The sequence below is a fragment of the Burkholderia gladioli genome (assembly GCF_000959725.1).
Lineage (GTDB): Bacteria > Pseudomonadota > Gammaproteobacteria > Burkholderiales > Burkholderiaceae > Burkholderia > Burkholderia gladioli.
This window is the reverse complement of sequence record NZ_CP009323.1, coordinates 2856042-2871248: the sequence shown is the minus strand read 5'-3', so window position 1 is coordinate 2871248 and position 15207 is coordinate 2856042. Positions and strand designations below refer to the sequence as shown.

Sequence of the window (15207 nt, the reverse complement as noted above, 5' to 3'; positions counted from 1 at the left end):
CGAGGCCGGATCGCGGCGCGCGCCGCAGCCTCGAACACTAGCGCATCTCGCCGCGCGTTGCAGGGCGCCGCCCCTGCGCGGCGCGTGTGCTGAGCACTGCCTAGCCGCCGGTTCCTGGCGCGCTATGGCAGACTGTCGGGCGCTCGCCGCCCCCTAATCAGCCCCGCTCCAACCTGCCGCCCAAGCCGCGCCGCCACTCGATGCCCACCTCGCCGCCCCTGCCCGCCTGGCTGATCGCCGCACTCGAGCGGCGCGCGCTGCGCCTGGATGCCGACCAGTTGTCCGCGGCGGCGCGCCTGGATGCCTTGCTGACGGGCGCCCTGCCCGAGGACCTGATCGGCGCCTACTGCTACGGGCCGCCGGGGCGCGGCAAGAGCCTGCTGGCCGCGCTGTTCCACGAGGCCTATCCCGGCGCGCGCGTGCGCACCCATTTCCACGCCTTCCTGCGCGACGTGAACCGCCGCCTGGTGGCCGCGCCGCCGTCCGACGACAAGCTCGGCGAGGTGCTCGCGCAATGGCTCGGCGACAGCCAACTGCTCTGGTTCGACGAATTCCACGTGCACGACATCGCCGACGCGCTGATCCTCGCCGCGCTGCTGCGCGTGGCGATCGCGCGGCGCGTCCACCTGCTGTTCACCTCGAACCAGGCGCCCGCGGCGCTGCTGCCCGATCCCGAATTCCATCATCGCTTCGAGCCGACCATCGCCGCGCTCCAGGCGCATTGCCTGATGCTGCCCTTCGAGGGCGCCGTCGACTATCGGCGCATCGCGCCCGGGCCTGGCCGCCAGGCCGCGCCTGCCGGTGACACGCCCGGCGACGGCAGCCTCGCCGCGCTGTTCGCGCGCCACGGCGACACCATCCTCGCCACCGACACGCGCGTGCCGATCGCCACGCGGCCGCTCGAAGCCAGGGCGGCAGGCGCCCACACCCTGTTCTGCGACTTCGATGCGCTCTGCGCGCAGGCCCGCTCGCATCTCGACTACCTCGACCTGGCCGCGCGCTACCGCGTGCTGATCCTCGACCACGTGGCGCTCGACGCGTCCACCGCGCGCGCCACGCTGCAGCGCTTCGTCTGGCTGGTCGACATCCTCTACGACCAGCAGGCCAGCCTGGTCTTCCTGCACGACGCCGACCACGAGGCACGCGTCGGCCAGCGCGACGACGTGCACGGCATCGAGCGGACCTGGTCGCGCATCAGCGAGATGCGGGCGGCGGCGCGAGGCTGATCGCGCCCCCGATCGCCGTCGATCGCCCGCCGCCCGCCCTCGTTCGTCCCGAAGCGCCGCCCCATGGGCCTCACCGGGCACTGGCCGATCGCATCGAATTCACGCGAGACCGATTGCACAGGCCAAAAAGACTGTATATATTTACAGTACCAGATCACCCGACGAGGTCTTCCATGACGACGATGTCCGACCTGAGCCCGAGCAGCCAAACCGGCGCGCGCCCCGATGCCGACTGGCTGGTCGACGATTACGAACTCGAGCAGATCGAGTCGCACCGCGCGCGCTACCGCGCCACCCAGGATCTGCACCAGATCCTCGTCACGCTGGCGCGCCGTGCCTTCGGCCCGCGGCGTGGCAGCCCGTTCGGCGAGCTGCGCGGCCCGAGCTGGGCGATGCTGCTGGCGATCGAGGAGCGTGCCTTCAACGACCCCGGCTTCCGGGCCCGCCACGATCCGTCGATGCTCGCCAGCCTGCCGCGGCTGGCCGGGCGGCGCGGCCTGGAGGAGGAACAGCATGCCGAGGCGAACCTGCGCGTGGACGACGACGACATGCCGCTCGTGATCGGCGTGGCGGCCGCCCTGCTCGGCGCGAACGACATCGAGGTCGATTGAGGGCGCCCGCCGCGCGCGGCGCCCGAACCCGCCTTGCGCTTCTCCGCCCCATCCGACTGGCGTTACCAGCCGGCGCTTCCCGCGCCGGCTTTTCTTCATTCGGCTTGTCTTCGTTCGGCTTTTCGTCGTTCCCTTCCCACCCTCTGACTGCATCGGCCGAACCCGAAGCAGGTAGTGTCCATACCGGTATCCCCAGGCGTCTGTTTGCGCCTTCGCGCGCGGCGTAGCATCGTCCCGATCGCCGCCCCGCACCGCGTACGGCGGCCCCACAAGACCGCTACCACCGAGGAGACGCGATGAGCCGTCCCGCTTACCGCCCGCCGGCCGGCACCGACGACGACGGCCACGCGCACTGGCGCCGCAACCTGGCCGTCTGCGTGTTCGGCTCGTTCACCACCATCGTCTCGATGACCCTGCTGCTGCCCTTCCTGCCGCTCTATGTCGAGCAACTCGGCGTGCACGAGCCGGCCGCGATCGTGCAATGGTCCGGCATCGCCTACGGCGCGACCTTCTTCACCGCCGCGCTGACGGCGCCGCTGTGGGGACGCCTGGCCGATCGCTACGGGCGCAAGCTGATGCTGATCCGCGCCAGCCTCGGCATGACCATCGTGATGTCGCTGATGGGGATCGCGCACGACGTCTGGCAACTGGTCGCGCTGCGGCTCGCGGTGGGCCTGCTGGGCGGCTACGCCTCGGGCTCCACCGTGCTGGTCGCCACCCAGACGCCGAAGGCGCGCTGCGGCTGGGCGCTCGGCCTGCTGTCCTCGGGCATCATGGCCGGCAATATCGCCGGGCCGCTGATCGGCGGCTGGCTGCCCTCGCTGATCGGCATCCGCGCGACCTTCCAGGTGGCTGGCGCCGCGATCGGCCTGACCTTCCTCGCCACCGTGTTCCTGATCAAGCGCGACCGCCCCGCCGCGGCCGGCCGCGGCGCCGCCGACAAGCCCGGCTGGGCCGCGCTGCCCGACCGGCGCCCGGTGGCGGCGATGCTGGTCACCGGCGCGCTGCTGATGCTGGCCAACATGTCGATCGAGCCGATCATCACGGTCTATGTCGCGCAACTGGTGCCGGCGCACCAGGTCACCCTGGTGGCCGGGCTGGTGATGTCGGGCGCCGCGCTCGGCAGCATCCTGTCGGCTTCGCGGCTCGGCCGGCTGGCCGACCGGATCGGCCACTGGAACGTGATCGTCGGCTGCCTGGCCGCCTCGGCGGTGCTGCTGATCCCGCAGGCCTTCGTCACCGCCGGCTGGCAGTTGATCGCCCTGCGCTTCGCGATGGGCATCGCGCTGGGCGGCCTGCTGCCCTGCGTGGCCAGCGTGATCCGCCACGCCGCGCCGCCCTCGGTGGCCGGCACCCTGCTCGGCTACTCGACCTCCTCGCAATACGCGGGGCAGGTGCTCGGGCCGCTCGCGGGCGGCTACTTCGGCGGCCACTACGGGATGCGCTCGACCTTCTTCGGCACCGCCGCGATCATGGCGCTCGGCGCGCTGGGCAATGCGATGATGCGCGCGCGGGTGGCGCGCTCGGGCGGGGCCGGCACGCGGCCGGCGGCAGCGGAATGAGGGGATGAGGCGGGAACCCGAAGCGGAGGAACTGAAGCGGCGAACCTGAAGCGAGGAAGCCGAGGCGGGAAATGCGGAGCGAGCGCGGCGGCTCGCTTCAGTACGACATGCCGTCGACGCGCATCGCCACCGATACCGGGTCCTGCCGCGACAGCATCTCGCGAAAGCGCACGCCGCCGCGCTCGTTGGCCGGGTCGCGCTCGGCCGCGTATTCGAAACGCCCGCCGCAAGGGGCGTCGAAGCAGCGGAACACATTGGCGCCGGAGCGATCGCGGTCGAGCCGGCGCGAACCCTGCCAGCCCTGCGCGCCCATGAAATTGCCGCCCGCGATCAGGTCGTCGAGATCGCCAACCTCGAAGGCGATGCGGTTGATGCCGGGTCGATTGGCGCGCTCGCTCAAGCGCAGGCCGTGACGGCCAACTCCGGCACCGCAGCGCAGGAAGCTGCCCGCGCCCGGCGCCGAGGCGGCCAGTTCGAAACCGAGCCGGTGTCGATAGAAATCGATCGCCGCGTCGCGTCCCGCCTCGGGAATGTCGAGCGTGACACGCGCCAGCCGCAGCACGCGTGCGCGCGTATAGGCATCGAAGGTGCGGTTCCAGTAGAACAGGTCGTCGCGCACGCCCTGCGCGCGGCCCGCGCCATCCCCGCCGCGGCGGATCTCGCCGATCGGCAGCGGCTGCGCGAGCGCGAAGCCGATCGCGTAGCCGGTCTCGTCATGGGTGTGCAGCACGCCCTCGCCATCCACGCGCACCGCGCGATCGCGCGACAGCGTGTTGTGCAGCGCATCGAGCGAGGCGATCGAATCGACGCCCCAGATCAGCTCGCGCAAGGTCGAGCCGGTCTCCAGGCCTTCGGGCAGGTCGCGCGCCTGCGCGGCGACCAATCGCAGCGACTGGTTCGCGGGCGTGGCGAACACGACGCGATCATTGCTGGTATCGATACGAGCGAGGCCAAAATCCTCGACGAAACGGATACTGTCGGCAAGTTCGTCAACACCGTACGTCACTGATTCGATTCTGGTAATCGCCATCGGGTCGTCTCCGGTCTTTGCTGCTTGTTCTGGCATTGCGCATGCATCGCGCCGGCCGGACAGTCTAGCATCGGCGACGGGAACCCGCCGGCGCGGAAAAAAGCACGAACGGACTTCTCGATGCGCCGGCTCGCGCATCCGTTTGCGCGCCTAGCCCGGCGCCAGTTTTTGCCCGGCCAGCAGTTGATGATGCCGGGCCTCGGTCTGCTCGTCGGCGGGAAACATCGATTCGAGACGCAGCTCCTGCGCGCTCACGCTCTGCGGCGCGCCCACCGTGGTGACCAGCGAGAAGTAGCGCAGCACCACGCCGTCCTTGACGAAGCCCAGCGGGATCATCGGCAGGCCCGCCGAGGACGCGCTCGCGCGATGCGTGCGCCAGTCGCGCGGCACCGCCGGATAGGCGAGCAGTTCGTCGAGCAGGCGCCGCGTGCCGGCATCCACGGCATGCCCCACCGTCTCGCGATGCAGGCGCTGCAGCAGGCTGCGCGCCACCGCGTCCCAGTCGGCCAGGAAGGGGCGCAGGCCGCGCGGATCGAAGATCAGGTGCAGCATGTTGCGCGGCTCCTGGCGCGCGGCCATGTCGATGAAGCTGCCGAACAAGCGCAGCGCCGCCTGGTTGTTCATCAGCACGTTCCAGTGACGGTCCATCACGATCGCCGGAAAAGGTTCGTGCTGCGAAATGAGTCGCTCCAGCGCGCGGATCACGCCCTGCATCTCCTGCGCATTCCAGGGCGGCTCCGCGTAGACGGGCGCGTAGCCGGCCGCGAGCAGCAAGGCATTGCGTTCGCGCAGCGGCACCTCGAGCGCCTGGGCCAGCGTCAGCAGCGTGTCGCGGCCCGGCACGCTGCGCCCGCTCTCGATGAAGCTGATCTGCCGCTGCGAGATGCCGGCCTCGAGCGACAGCCCGAGCTGGCTCGCGCCGCGCACACCGCGCCAGTAGCGCAGCAGCTCGCCCAGCTCGCTGGCCGCGGCTTTAGTATCGGAACGGTCGGCGCCCATCGGATCTCCTTGCATGGCGTGACACGCGGCGGCACGAGCGGCCAACCCGCTCAAACAGCCGGTGCCTGCCAGGCGTAAGCCTCGAATTGTGCCTCGAGCGGGGGCCGCGTCACGCCGCAACTGTAGTTGGTGATGGTCGAGGCCGCCACCACGGCGACCACCTCCAGCACCTGCGGCGCGCTGAAGCCGGCCGCGAGGAAGGCCTCGCGATCCGCCTCGGGCAGACGGCCGCGCTGCTCGATCAGCTTGCGCGCCAGCGCCGAGAGCGCGGCCAGTTGCGGATCCTCGGGCAGCTCGCCGCGCCGGATCGCCTCGACGTCGGCGGGCGGCACGCCCTGCTGCAAGGCCAGCACGGTATGGAAGGCCACCGGCCACGCGCTGGCATTGACCACCGCGTTGGTCAGCAGCAGCACCTGGATCTGCGGCTCGGTGAGGCTGCTCGCATGCACCTGCTCGAACAGGCCGATGAAGCCGCGGATCAGCACCGGCGAGGCCGCCATGGTGGCGGCCACGTTCGGGATCAGGCCGAAGGCCTGCTGCAACTGGCGCAGCACCGGCTGCGATTGCGCGGGGGCGGATTCGATCGTATGGACGGGATAAAGCGACATGATGGCTCCGGGTCGACGCGCGCCGCCGGAATGGCAGCGCGACCCGGCCAGACTAAGCGCGCCCGCGCGACGCGCCAATTACATCGCATGTCATCGCCGCGCGGCGTTCAGGCCGGATCGTCGCCGCCCAGGGCCTTGCTCAAACACTTGCCGAGCTGGCGGTAGCCGCTGCGATCATAGAGGCGCCGGGCCGCCACGTTGTGCTCGAACACGTTGAGATCGAGATGCGCGAGGCCACGGGCTCGCGCCCAATCCTCGGCCGCTTGCAGGGCCGCGGCGCCGAGCCCCTGCCCGCGCTGCCCGGGCTCGATCAGCAGATCGTAGAGAAAGGCGCGGCGGCCGCGCGCCGAGCTCGTCTCGCCAAGCCAGAGCCGGCCGACCGCCATCTCGCGCGCGGCGTCGTGGAGCCTGAAGAATTGATGCCCGGGCGTGGCGCGGCCCAGCGGCAGGAGCCGCGCGAAATGGCTTGCCGCGAACTCGGCCGCCGAGTCGGCGTCGCCGGCCGCGACGAGGGCCGCGGCGTAGCTCGCCACCGTATCGGCCTCGAATTCGGCGAACTCGTGGTCCGACATGGGTACCAACTCCAGCATGATGGCGACGCTCCGGGACGAGAAAATTGGGTGGCACGATTGTCGGTCATCGGCGAGCCGTTGTCGAACGCGGCGCGCCGGCCATCGCGGCATCGCTCACCACGGCACCACGCGCCCCTGGTAGTCGAGGTATTGCAGGCCCGGGCGCCCGGCGTTCGCCGCGATCGTGTCGACCAGCCTCGGGATGCTCTCGTCGATGCCCAGGCGCGCCTGCGGGCCGCCCATGTCGGTGCGCACCCAGCCCGGCGCCATCAGCAGCAGCGTGCGCGGATCGCCGGCATGGCGCGCCGCGAAGCTGCGCATCAGCATGTTCAGCGCGGCCTTGCTGGCGCGGTAGACCTCGTAGTTGCCGTTCTCGTTGTTGGCCACGCTGCCCTGCCCCGATGACATCAGGCCGATCGTGCCCGCGGCCGTCACCAGGGATTCGAAACGCTCGATCACGCGCATCGGGCTCAGCGCGTTGGTCACCATCACGCGCACGAACTCCTCGGTGGAGACATCGGCGATCGTCTCGCCGTCGTCGTTCTTCACGCCCGCGTTAACGAACAGCAGCTCCAGGCGGCGCCCGGCGAGCCGCCGACGCAAGGCCTCGACCTGCTCGGGCACGGTGATGTCGACGGTCTCGACCTCGAGCAGGCCGCCGGCGCGCTCGGCACGCTGGCGCAGCGCGCCCAGCGAGCTGGCGCGGCCGGTGGCGATCACGCGCCAGCCGCGTTGCAGGTATTGGTCGACCAGGGCGAAACCGAGGCCGCGCGAGGCCCCGACGATCAGCGCGGTCGCTTGGGAATGGGAATCTGTCATGTGCGATGTCCTGGCAAGCCGGCCGACGCCATCGTCGACCGATGCAGGCAATGTAGCGAGCGGCGCCGCCGGGCGGAAGGCGCGCGGCGTGCAGGGATGGGTTGCAGCGGACGCCATGTCGGAATGCCCATGCTAGGATCCGCGCATGGCCGATTCCGACCTCAATCTCCTCGTCGCGCTCGACGCCCTGCTGGCCGAAGCCAGCGTGGCCGGCGCCGCGCGACGGCTCGGCCTGAGCGCCTCGGCGATGAGCCGCACGCTGACGCGGCTGCGCGAGGCCACCGGCGACCCGCTGCTGGTGCGCGCCGGGCGCCAGATGCTGCTCACCCCGCATGCCGAGGCGATCCGCTCACGCACCCGCGACACCCTGCACGAAGCCCTGGCCGTGCTGCGCCCCGCCGGCGCCGACCTGGACCTGGCCTCGCTGCGCCGCACCCTGACGATCCGCAGCAACGAGGGTTTCGTCGAGGCCTTCGGCGCGGCCCTGGTCGCGGCCGCCGCGGCCGAGGCGCCGCATCTGCGACTGCGCTTCACCGCCAAGCCGTCGAAGAGCGCCGCGGCGCTGCGCGACGGCTCGGCCGAACTCGAGATCGGCGTGCTCGGCGAGATGGGGCCGGAAGTACGCCTGCAGGCGCTGTTCCGCGATCGATTCGTGGGCGTGGTCAGGCAGGGGCATGCGCTGGCTCGCGAGGACGTGGTCAGCGCCGAGGCTTATGCCGGCTTCGGGCATGTGGTCGCCTCGCGTCACGAGGACCCGCGCGGCCCCGTCGACCACGCGCTGGCCGGGCTCGGCCTGCAACGCACGATCGTGGCGGTGGTGCCGGGCTTCCCGGCCGCGCTGGCGATCGCACGCGGCACCGACCTGGTGGCGCTGGTGCCGGCCTCCTTTTTGGTTCATCGCGGCGCCGCGGCCGAAGACGGCCTGCACGTGTTCGAGCTGCCGGTCGCGACCGCGCGGATCACCGTCTCGCAGATGTGGCACCCGCGTCTCGAGGCCGATCCCGTGCATCGCTGGCTGCGCCAGCGCGTGCTCGCCGAATGCCGGCGGCTGATGCCGGACTGAGCCGGATCGAGCCCCGGCCCGGCAGCCCCGCTCCGATCAGCGAATCACATCGCCGAGCCGCGCCTCGCCGCCCGTCACCACTATCTCGATCGCTCGACGGACAAGCCCCGCGAACCACCTCAACCCAAGCCCGGCCCCGACAACGGCAAGCCCGCGCCCGCGTGCGCATCGGCCGGCGGTGCATCGTGCGGCGCCTCCAGCGCCGGCTCCTCGTGATGCGTGCGATCGAGCACCGCGCGCGCCCGGTCCATGTCGAGCGCGCCTTCCCAGCGCGCCACCACCACCGTCGCCACGCCGTTGCCGATCAGGTTGGTGACCGCGCGCGCCTCGTTGAGGAAACGATCGACGCCGAGCAGCAGCACCAGCCCGGAGACGGGAATCTGCCGCATCGTCGCCAGGGTCGCGGCCAGCGCGACGAAACCGGCGCCGGCCACGCCGGCCGAGCCCTTCGAGGTCAGCAGCAGCACGCCCAGCACCAGCAGTTGATCCCAGATCGACAGGTGGATGTTCATGGCCTGCGCGATGAACAGCGCCGCCATCGTCAGGTAGATCGCCGTGCCGTCGGCGTTGAAGGTATAGCCGGTCGGCAGCACCATGCCGACCACCGGCCGCGAGCAGCCCATGCGCTCCATCTTCAGCAGCATCTGCGGCAGCACCGCCTCGGTCGAGGCGGTGCCGAGCGTGATCAGGATCTCGTCCTTGATGTAGCGGAGGTATTTCCACAGCGACAGTCCGCACAGGCGCATCGCCAGCCCGAGCCCGAGCGCCACGAACAGCACCGAGCTCAGGTAGAGGCACAGCATCAGCTGGCCGAACGAGGCCAGCGTGCCGATGCCGTACTTGCCGATGGTGAAGGCCATGCCGCCGAAGGCGCCGATCGGCGCCACGTACATGACGATGCGCACCACCCCGAACATGCCCTGCAGGAACATGTCGAGCATGTCGACCAGCGGCGCGGTGCGCGGCCCGAGCTTGGCCAGCGCGATCGCGAAGATCACCGAGAAGAAGATGATCGGCAGGATCTCGCCCTTGGCGAAGGCGCCGACGATGCTGCCCGGCACGATGCTCATGAAGAACTCGAGCATGCCGTGCTGCTGGGCCGCGTGCGTGTAGGTGGCGATCGAGGCGCTGTCGAGCGTGGCCGGGTCGATGTTCATGCCGCTGCCGGGCCGCACCAGGTTGACGATCACCAGGCCGATCAGCAGCGCGAGCGTCGAGGCCACTTCGAAATACAGCAGCGCCTTGACGCCGACGCGGCCCGCCTCGTGCAGGTCGTTCATGCGCGCGATGCCGACCACCACCGAGGCGAAGATGATCGGCGCGAGCGCCATGCGGATCAGCTTGATGAAGAGGTCGCCGAGCGGCTTCAACTGCGAGCCGAGATCGGGAAGGAAGTGGCCGACCACGACGCCGGCGAGGATACCGATCAGCACCTGCACGTAGAGGCGCGAAAGCGATTTCCGGATGCGCGATACCAGCATGTCTGTCTCCTGTGCATGCCGTCTTCCGATGGGAACCGGAACGCGCGCCTCCCGCGCCTGTCTCGTCGCGGCCCTGCACGCGAATCCGCCAGTCTTTCTTGTTCTTGGCGTGAAACGGCGGGGCCGCGCCGTCGGACGCGGCCCCGCGAGGGACTGCCTGCCGCGCTCAGTCCGACAGCTTGCGCATCTCGACGATCAGGTCCGACTTGCCCTCGAAGCCGATGCCCGGCAGCTCCGGCATGGTGATGTAGCCGTTGTCGACCTTCACGCCGTCGGGGAAGCCGCCGTAAGGCTGGAACAGGTCCGGATAGGATTCGTTGCCGCCCAGCCCGAGCCCCGCCGCGATGTTCAGCGACATCTGGTGGCCGCCGTGCGGGATGCAGCGCCTGGCCGACCAGCCGTGCTCGCGCAGCATCTCCAGCGTGCGCAGGTACTCCACCAGGCCGTAGCTGAGCGCGCAGTCGAATTGCAGCCAGTCGCGGTCGGCGCGCATGCCGCCGTAGCGGATCAGGTTGCGCGCGTCCTGCATCGAGAACAGGTCCTCGCCGGTGGCCATCGGGTTCGCGTAGTAGTTGCGCAGCGTGGCCTGCAGCTCGAAGTCGAGCGGGTCGCCCGGCTCCTCGTACCAGAACAGGTCGTATTGCGAGAGCGCCTTGGCGTACTGCACCGCGGTGTCGAGATCGAAGCGGCCGTTGGCGTCCACCGCCAGCTTCTGGCCGTCGCCGAGCACGCTGAGGATCGAGTCGATGCGGCGCAGGTCCTCGTCGAGCGAGGCGCCGCCGATCTTCTTCTTGACCACCGTGTAGCCGCGGTCGAGATAGCTGCGCATCTCGTCCTTGAGCTTGCCGTGGTCCTGGCCCGGGTAGTAATACCCGCCCGCCGCGTAGACGAAGATCTTGCGATCGGGCTGGCCGTCGCCGTAGCGATCGGCCAGCAACTGGAACAGCGGCTTGCCCTCGATCTTCGCCACCGCGTCCCACACGGCCATGTCGATGGTGCCGATCGCCACCGAGCGCTCGCCATGGCCGCCCGGCTTCTCGTTCTGGAACAGCGTGGCCCAGATCCTGTGCGGATCGAGATTGGTGCCGGCGTCGTCCACCAGCGAGGCCGGATCGGCTTCGAGCAGGCGCGGGATGAAGCGCTCGCGCATCAGCGTGCCCTGGCCGTAGCGGCCGTTCGAATTGAAGCCGTAGCCGACCACCGGCTTGCCGTCGCGGATCACGTCGGTGATCACCGCCACCAGGCTCAGCGTCATCTTGCTGAAATCGATGTAGGCATTGCGGATGGGCGAGCTGATCGGGACGGTCTTTTCGCGGATTTCTACGATTCTCATGCGGGTGTCTCCTGGTGACACGGATTCTCGTTGTTCCGGCACGCAAACCATGCGGCAACGGGGTCTAGCTTAGTCGCGTCGCGCGGCGCTAGAATTCACCGAAATTCATTTCATCTTTCACCAGAAGTGAAAACCGACATCACCTCCGACTTCGCGTTCTTCGTCCAGCTGGCCAAGCTCGGGAGCCTGTCGGGCGCGGCGCGCTCGATGGGGCTCACGCCGCCGGCGGCCACCAAGCGGCTCGGCATCCTGGAGGCGCGCCTGGGCGCGCGCCTGGTGAACCGCACCACGCGCAGCATCAGCCTCACGCCCGAGGGCGAGACCTACGCGCGCTACGCGGCGCGCATCCTGGAGCAGGTGCGCGAGATGGAGGATGCGATCGCCGGCACGCCGGCCGATCCGCATGGGCGCCTGCGCGTGAACGCCACCCTGGGTTTCGGTCGCACCACCATCGCGCCGCTGGTTTCCGAGTTCGCCAAGCGCTACCCGCACGTGGACGTGCAGTTCGTGGTGACCGACAAGCCGGTCGACCTGGTCGAGGGCGGTTTCGACATGGCGATCCGCTTCGGCGAGTTGCCCGACGGCCGGCTGCGCGCGCGCCGCCTGATGAGCAACCGGCGCTTCCTGTGCGCCTCGCCGAAGTACCTGGAGCGCGCCGGCACGCCGCTGCGCAAGGAGGACCTGGTCGCGCATCGCTGCATCATCCACAGCCAGAACGACGATGCTCATGGCGTCTGGAACTTCATCCAGGACGACCACCTGGAGGCGCTGAAGGTGAACGGCTCGCTGTCGAGCAACGACGGCGACATCGTGCTGCGCTGGGCGCTCGACGGCCACGGCATCCTGATCCGCTCCGAATGGGATCTCGCCAAGTACCTGCAGAGCGGGCGCCTCAGGCTGGTGCTCCCCGAGGTGGTGCTGCCCTCGGCCGACCTCTATGTCTACTATCCCGGGCAGCGCAAGCAGAGCGCGCGCTCGCGCGCCTTCATCGACTTCCTGGTCGACCACTTCCAGGCGCCCTTCATCCCCGTCGACGTCGCGCAGGCGGCGGCGCTGGCCGCGCCGGCGCCCGCCAGATCGGCGCGCCGGCGCCGGGCCGCGACGGGTTCAAACGAGGAAGCTTGAGGGGCGCCCGCCGAGTCGGGGACGGGCAGCCCGCGTGGCGACGCCGGGCTCGTCGCGCTCAGCCGGCCGCCTCGTCCAGGCGTGCCAGCACCTCGTCGGCGATCGCCAGCGAGGCGGTCAGCCCCGGCGATTCGATGCCGTACAGGTTCACCAGCCCCGCCACGCCGTGCACGCCAGCGCCCTGGATCACGAAGTCGGCATCGGGCGTGTCGAGCTTGGGGCGGATGCCCGAGTAGGCAGGTTGCAGGGCCTGGTCGGGCAGCGCCGGCCAGTAGCGCCGGATCGCCGCGTAGAAGCGCTCGGCGCGGGCCGGATCGACGCGGTAGTCGATGCTGTCGACCCATTCCACGTCGGGGCCGAAACGCGCCTGGTTCGCCAGGTCCAGCGTCAGGTGCACGCCGAGCCCGCCGGGCTCCGGCACCGGGTAGATCAGCCGCGAGAACGGCGCGCGCCCCGCCAGCGAGTAGTAATTGCCCTTGGCGTAGCGCTCGCGCGGGATCGTGTCGGCGGGCAGGCCGCGCAAGGTACGCGCCACCGACTGCGCATGCAGGCCGGCCGCGTTGATCACGCGGCGCGCGCGTATCGTCATCGGCTCGTCGCCGCCCACCTCCAGCTCGATCAGCGGGCCGCCGGCCTCGCGCAGGATCTCGCCGCCGCTCACCGGCGAGCGATAGGCGATCATCGCGCCGGCGCGCTCGGCGTCGCCCAGCAGCGCGAGCATCAGCGCATGGCTGTCGACGATGCCCGTCGAGGGCGATTCGAGCGCGGCCACGCAGTGCAGCGAGGGCTCCAGCGCGCGCGCCTGGCCGGCGTCCAGGCGGCGCAGGTCGGTCACGCCGTTGGCGCGCGCGGCCGCCTCGATCGCGTCGAGCGCGTCGCGCTGCGCCGCGTCGGTCGCGACGATCAGCTTGCCGCAGCGCCGATGCGGCACGCCGCCCGCCTCGCAATAGGCATAGAGCTGCTGCCTGCCCGCCACGCACAGGCGCGCCTTCAGCGAACCGGCCGCGTAATAGATCCCGGCGTGGATCACCTCGCTGTTGCGCGAGCTGGTGCCGGTGCCGATCATCGCTTCCGACTCGACAATCACCGTCTCCCAGCCGCGCCGCGCGCAGGCACGCGCCACCGCGAGGCCCACCACGCCGGCGCCGATCACCACGCACTCCACGCTGTCCGTCATCTGCTCGGTCTCCTGGCTCGATCGGTGCCGTGTTCGTCGCGCCGACCGGCGCGCGATCCGACACGACACGACATGAGGAAACCGCAGCATAGCGCAGCCTCGCCACCGGCACGCCCGTGCATCGCGTCCCGCAAGCTTCGCGTCAGGAAGACGGCAGCGCCGGCTGCCGCGCGCCAGCAGGCTTCAGCCCGGCACGATGTCGAGGAAGGTCAGCGGCACGCCCGAAGGCTGGCCCTGAAGCTCACCGTCGCGCATCACGGGCCGGCCGCGCAGCACCGTCGATATCGGCCAGCCGCGGCACCAGACGCCGTCGTACGGCGTCCAGCCCGAGACGCTGGCGATCCAGTCGTTGCCGATCATGCGGCGCGCGGCCAGGTCGACGATCGTCAGGTCGGCGTCGTAGCCCAGCGCGATGCGCCCCTTGCCCTCGATGCCGAACAGCCGCGCCGGCCCCGCGCTGGTCAGGTCGACCAGGCGCTGCAGGCTCAGGCGGCCGAGCGCGACGTGGTCGAGCATCAGCGGCAGCAGGGTCTGCACGCCGGTCATGCCGCTCGGCGAATCGGGATAGGGCCGCGCCTTCTCCTCGCGCGTGTGCGGCGCGTGATCGCTGCCGATCACGTCCACCACGCCGTCGCGCACCGCCTGCCACAGCGCCTCGCGATGGTAGGCATCGCGCACCGGCGGATTCATCTGCGCGAGGCTGCCGAGCCGCTCGTAGCAGGCCGGCGCGTCGAGCGTCAGGTGGTGCGGCGTGACCTCGACGCTGACGCGCCGCTTGTGCTGCGCGAGAAAGGCCATCTCCTCGGCGGTGGTCACGTGCAGCACGTGCAGCTTGCGGCCCGTCTCGGCGGCCATGCCGACCACCCGGCGGGTCGCCAGCAAGGCGCTTTCCGGATCGCGCCAGCGCGGATGGTCGCGCACGTCGCGGCTGGCTTCCACCAGCGCGCGCCGCTCGCGCAGCCGCGCCTCGTCCTCGGCGTGCACGGCCATGCGGCGCCGGCCGTTGCGCACGATGCGGCGCAGCACGCTGTCCTCGTCGGCCAGCAGATTGCCGAACGAGCTGCCCATGAACACCTTCACGCCGGCGCAGCCGGGCAGCGTCTCCAGCACCGCGAGCCGCTCGGCATTGAGCGCCGAGCCGCCGAGGTAGAAGGCGTGATCGCACCAGGCCCGGCCGCGCGCGAGCTGCAGCTTGTCGCGCAGGTCCGAGGCCTCCAGCGTGAGCGGCTGGGTGTTGGGCATCTCGAACACCGCCGTCACGCCGCCGAGCACGGCGCCGCGCGTGCCGGCCTCGAGCGTCTCCTTGTGGGTCAGGCCCGGGTCGCGGAAATGCACCTGGGTATCGATCACGCCCGGCAGCACGTGCAGGCCGTCGGCCGCGAGCCGCGTCTCGGCGCTCCAGCGCCGCGACAGCTCGCCGAGCGCGACGATCCGGCCGTCCAGGCAGGCGATGTCGATGACGGCCTCGCCGCCCGGCGTGAGCACCGTGCCGCCCGTCACCAGCAGGTCGGCATGGCGCCGCGCGAGGCGAGCGTCGAATTCGTCCCGTGCGAGGGTGCCGCTCATGCCGCTCCCCCGTCTTGTCGTGTGATGCGCATCGG

At 70.6% G+C, this 15207-nt stretch carries 14 protein-coding genes; 5 read left to right on the top strand and 9 right to left on the bottom strand.

Annotation, left to right across the window (positions count from 1 at the left end; translation table 11 throughout):
- Positions 1–200: 200 nt before the first annotated feature.
- The 3 genes from zapE to BM43_RS29810 all read left to right on the top strand — a co-directional run bounded on the left by zapE (position 201) and on the right by BM43_RS29810 (position 3399).
- The gene (gene zapE, locus BM43_RS29820; protein WP_042284395.1) at positions 201–1226 is read left to right on the top strand and encodes a cell division protein ZapE; all 1026 of its coding nucleotides are present in this window, start codon (positions 201–203) and stop codon (positions 1224–1226) included.
- A 173-nt stretch (positions 1227–1399) separates the two neighbouring features.
- A complete protein-coding gene (locus tag BM43_RS29815; protein ID WP_013697316.1) occupies positions 1400–1837 on the top strand; it encodes a DUF2471 family protein in 438 nt (145 codons plus the stop codon).
- Positions 1838–2133: 296 nt separating this feature from the next.
- Complete coding sequence (locus BM43_RS29810; protein WP_036052078.1) at positions 2134–3399, top strand: MFS transporter; 1266 nt, start codon at positions 2134–2136, stop codon at positions 3397–3399.
- Between the two features lie 97 nt (positions 3400–3496).
- Here the strand turns inward: BM43_RS29810 and BM43_RS29805 are convergent, their stop codons facing one another.
- The 5 genes from BM43_RS29805 to BM43_RS29785 form a co-directional block, all read right to left on the bottom strand.
- The gene (locus BM43_RS29805) at positions 3497–4567 is read right to left on the bottom strand and encodes a VOC family protein (RefSeq protein ID WP_111946489.1); all 1071 of its coding nucleotides are present in this window, start codon (positions 4565–4567) and stop codon (positions 3497–3499) included.
- A gap of 12 nt (positions 4568–4579) precedes the next feature.
- Entirely contained in the window at positions 4580–5428 is an 849-nt protein-coding gene (locus tag BM43_RS29800) for a helix-turn-helix domain-containing protein (RefSeq protein ID WP_036052079.1), read from the bottom strand.
- 50 nt (positions 5429–5478) lie between these two features.
- Positions 5479–6036, bottom strand: a complete 558-nt coding sequence (locus tag BM43_RS29795) for a carboxymuconolactone decarboxylase family protein (protein WP_036052081.1) — start codon at positions 6034–6036, stop codon at positions 5479–5481.
- Positions 6037–6143: 107 nt separating this feature from the next.
- The gene (locus BM43_RS29790; protein ID WP_042284390.1) at positions 6144–6608 is read right to left on the bottom strand and encodes a GNAT family N-acetyltransferase; all 465 of its coding nucleotides are present in this window, start codon (positions 6606–6608) and stop codon (positions 6144–6146) included.
- A gap of 114 nt (positions 6609–6722) precedes the next feature.
- A complete protein-coding gene (locus BM43_RS29785; RefSeq protein WP_036052083.1) occupies positions 6723–7427 on the bottom strand; it encodes an SDR family NAD(P)-dependent oxidoreductase in 705 nt (234 codons plus the stop codon).
- A 145-nt stretch (positions 7428–7572) separates the two neighbouring features.
- Between BM43_RS29785 and BM43_RS29780 the strand changes: the two genes are divergently transcribed.
- Complete coding sequence (locus tag BM43_RS29780) at positions 7573–8490, top strand: LysR family transcriptional regulator (protein ID WP_036052086.1); 918 nt, start codon at positions 7573–7575, stop codon at positions 8488–8490.
- A gap of 119 nt (positions 8491–8609) precedes the next feature.
- On the opposite strand, the gene dctA is transcribed toward BM43_RS29780, so the two are convergent.
- Both dctA and BM43_RS29770 read right to left on the bottom strand, forming a co-directional pair.
- A complete protein-coding gene (dctA, locus tag BM43_RS29775; protein ID WP_036052087.1) occupies positions 8610–9971 on the bottom strand; it encodes a C4-dicarboxylate transporter DctA in 1362 nt (453 codons plus the stop codon).
- Positions 9972–10137: 166 nt separating this feature from the next.
- A complete protein-coding gene (locus BM43_RS29770; RefSeq protein WP_017920351.1) occupies positions 10138–11304 on the bottom strand; it encodes a mandelate racemase/muconate lactonizing enzyme family protein in 1167 nt (388 codons plus the stop codon).
- A 126-nt stretch (positions 11305–11430) separates the two neighbouring features.
- On the opposite strand from BM43_RS29770, the gene BM43_RS29765 reads away from it, so the two are divergent.
- On the top strand, positions 11431–12429 hold the full coding sequence (locus BM43_RS29765; protein ID WP_036034166.1) for a LysR family transcriptional regulator: 999 nt from the start codon (positions 11431–11433) through the stop codon (positions 12427–12429).
- A gap of 58 nt (positions 12430–12487) precedes the next feature.
- Here BM43_RS29765 and BM43_RS29760 read toward each other — a convergent pair whose 3' ends face one another.
- Both BM43_RS29760 and BM43_RS29755 read right to left on the bottom strand, forming a co-directional pair.
- The gene (locus tag BM43_RS29760) at positions 12488–13606 is read right to left on the bottom strand and encodes an NAD(P)/FAD-dependent oxidoreductase (protein WP_036052089.1); all 1119 of its coding nucleotides are present in this window, start codon (positions 13604–13606) and stop codon (positions 12488–12490) included.
- 183 nt (positions 13607–13789) lie between these two features.
- Positions 13790–15172 carry a dihydroorotase gene (locus BM43_RS29755; RefSeq protein WP_036052090.1) on the bottom strand — a complete coding sequence of 461 codons (1383 nt, stop codon included), beginning with the start codon at positions 15170–15172 and terminating at the stop codon, positions 13790–13792.
- Positions 15173–15207: the final 35 nt, after the last annotated feature.

Bases quoted from the DNA above. Each gene is read 5' to 3' on its own strand.
- BM43_RS29795 (WP_036052081.1), bottom strand. From the start codon at position 6,036: ATGTCGCTTTATCCCGTCCATACGATCGAATCCGCCCCCGCGCAATCG.
- BM43_RS29780 (WP_036052086.1), top strand. From the start codon at position 7,573: ATGGCCGATTCCGACCTCAATCTCCTCGTCGCGCTCGACGCCCTGCTG.
- BM43_RS29805 (WP_111946489.1), bottom strand. From the start codon at position 4,567: ATGCGCGAGCCGGCGCATCGAGAAGTCCGTTCGTGCTTTTTTCCGCGC.
- BM43_RS29810 (WP_036052078.1), top strand. From the start codon at position 2,134: ATGAGCCGTCCCGCTTACCGCCCGCCGGCCGGCACCGACGACGACGGC.
- BM43_RS29785 (WP_036052083.1), bottom strand. From the start codon at position 7,427: ATGACAGATTCCCATTCCCAAGCGACCGCGCTGATCGTCGGGGCCTCG.
- BM43_RS29815 (WP_013697316.1), top strand. From the start codon at position 1,400: ATGACGACGATGTCCGACCTGAGCCCGAGCAGCCAAACCGGCGCGCGC.
- BM43_RS29800 (WP_036052079.1), bottom strand. From the start codon at position 5,428: ATGGGCGCCGACCGTTCCGATACTAAAGCCGCGGCCAGCGAGCTGGGC.
- zapE (WP_042284395.1), top strand. From the start codon at position 201: ATGCCCACCTCGCCGCCCCTGCCCGCCTGGCTGATCGCCGCACTCGAG.
- BM43_RS29790 (WP_042284390.1), bottom strand. From the start codon at position 6,608: ATGTCGGACCACGAGTTCGCCGAATTCGAGGCCGATACGGTGGCGAGC.
- BM43_RS29770 (WP_017920351.1), bottom strand. From the start codon at position 11,304: ATGAGAATCGTAGAAATCCGCGAAAAGACCGTCCCGATCAGCTCGCCC.
- dctA (WP_036052087.1), bottom strand. From the start codon at position 9,971: ATGCTGGTATCGCGCATCCGGAAATCGCTTTCGCGCCTCTACGTGCAG.
- BM43_RS29755 (WP_036052090.1), bottom strand. From the start codon at position 15,172: ATGAGCGGCACCCTCGCACGGGACGAATTCGACGCTCGCCTCGCGCGG.
- BM43_RS29760 (WP_036052089.1), bottom strand. From the start codon at position 13,606: ATGACGGACAGCGTGGAGTGCGTGGTGATCGGCGCCGGCGTGGTGGGC.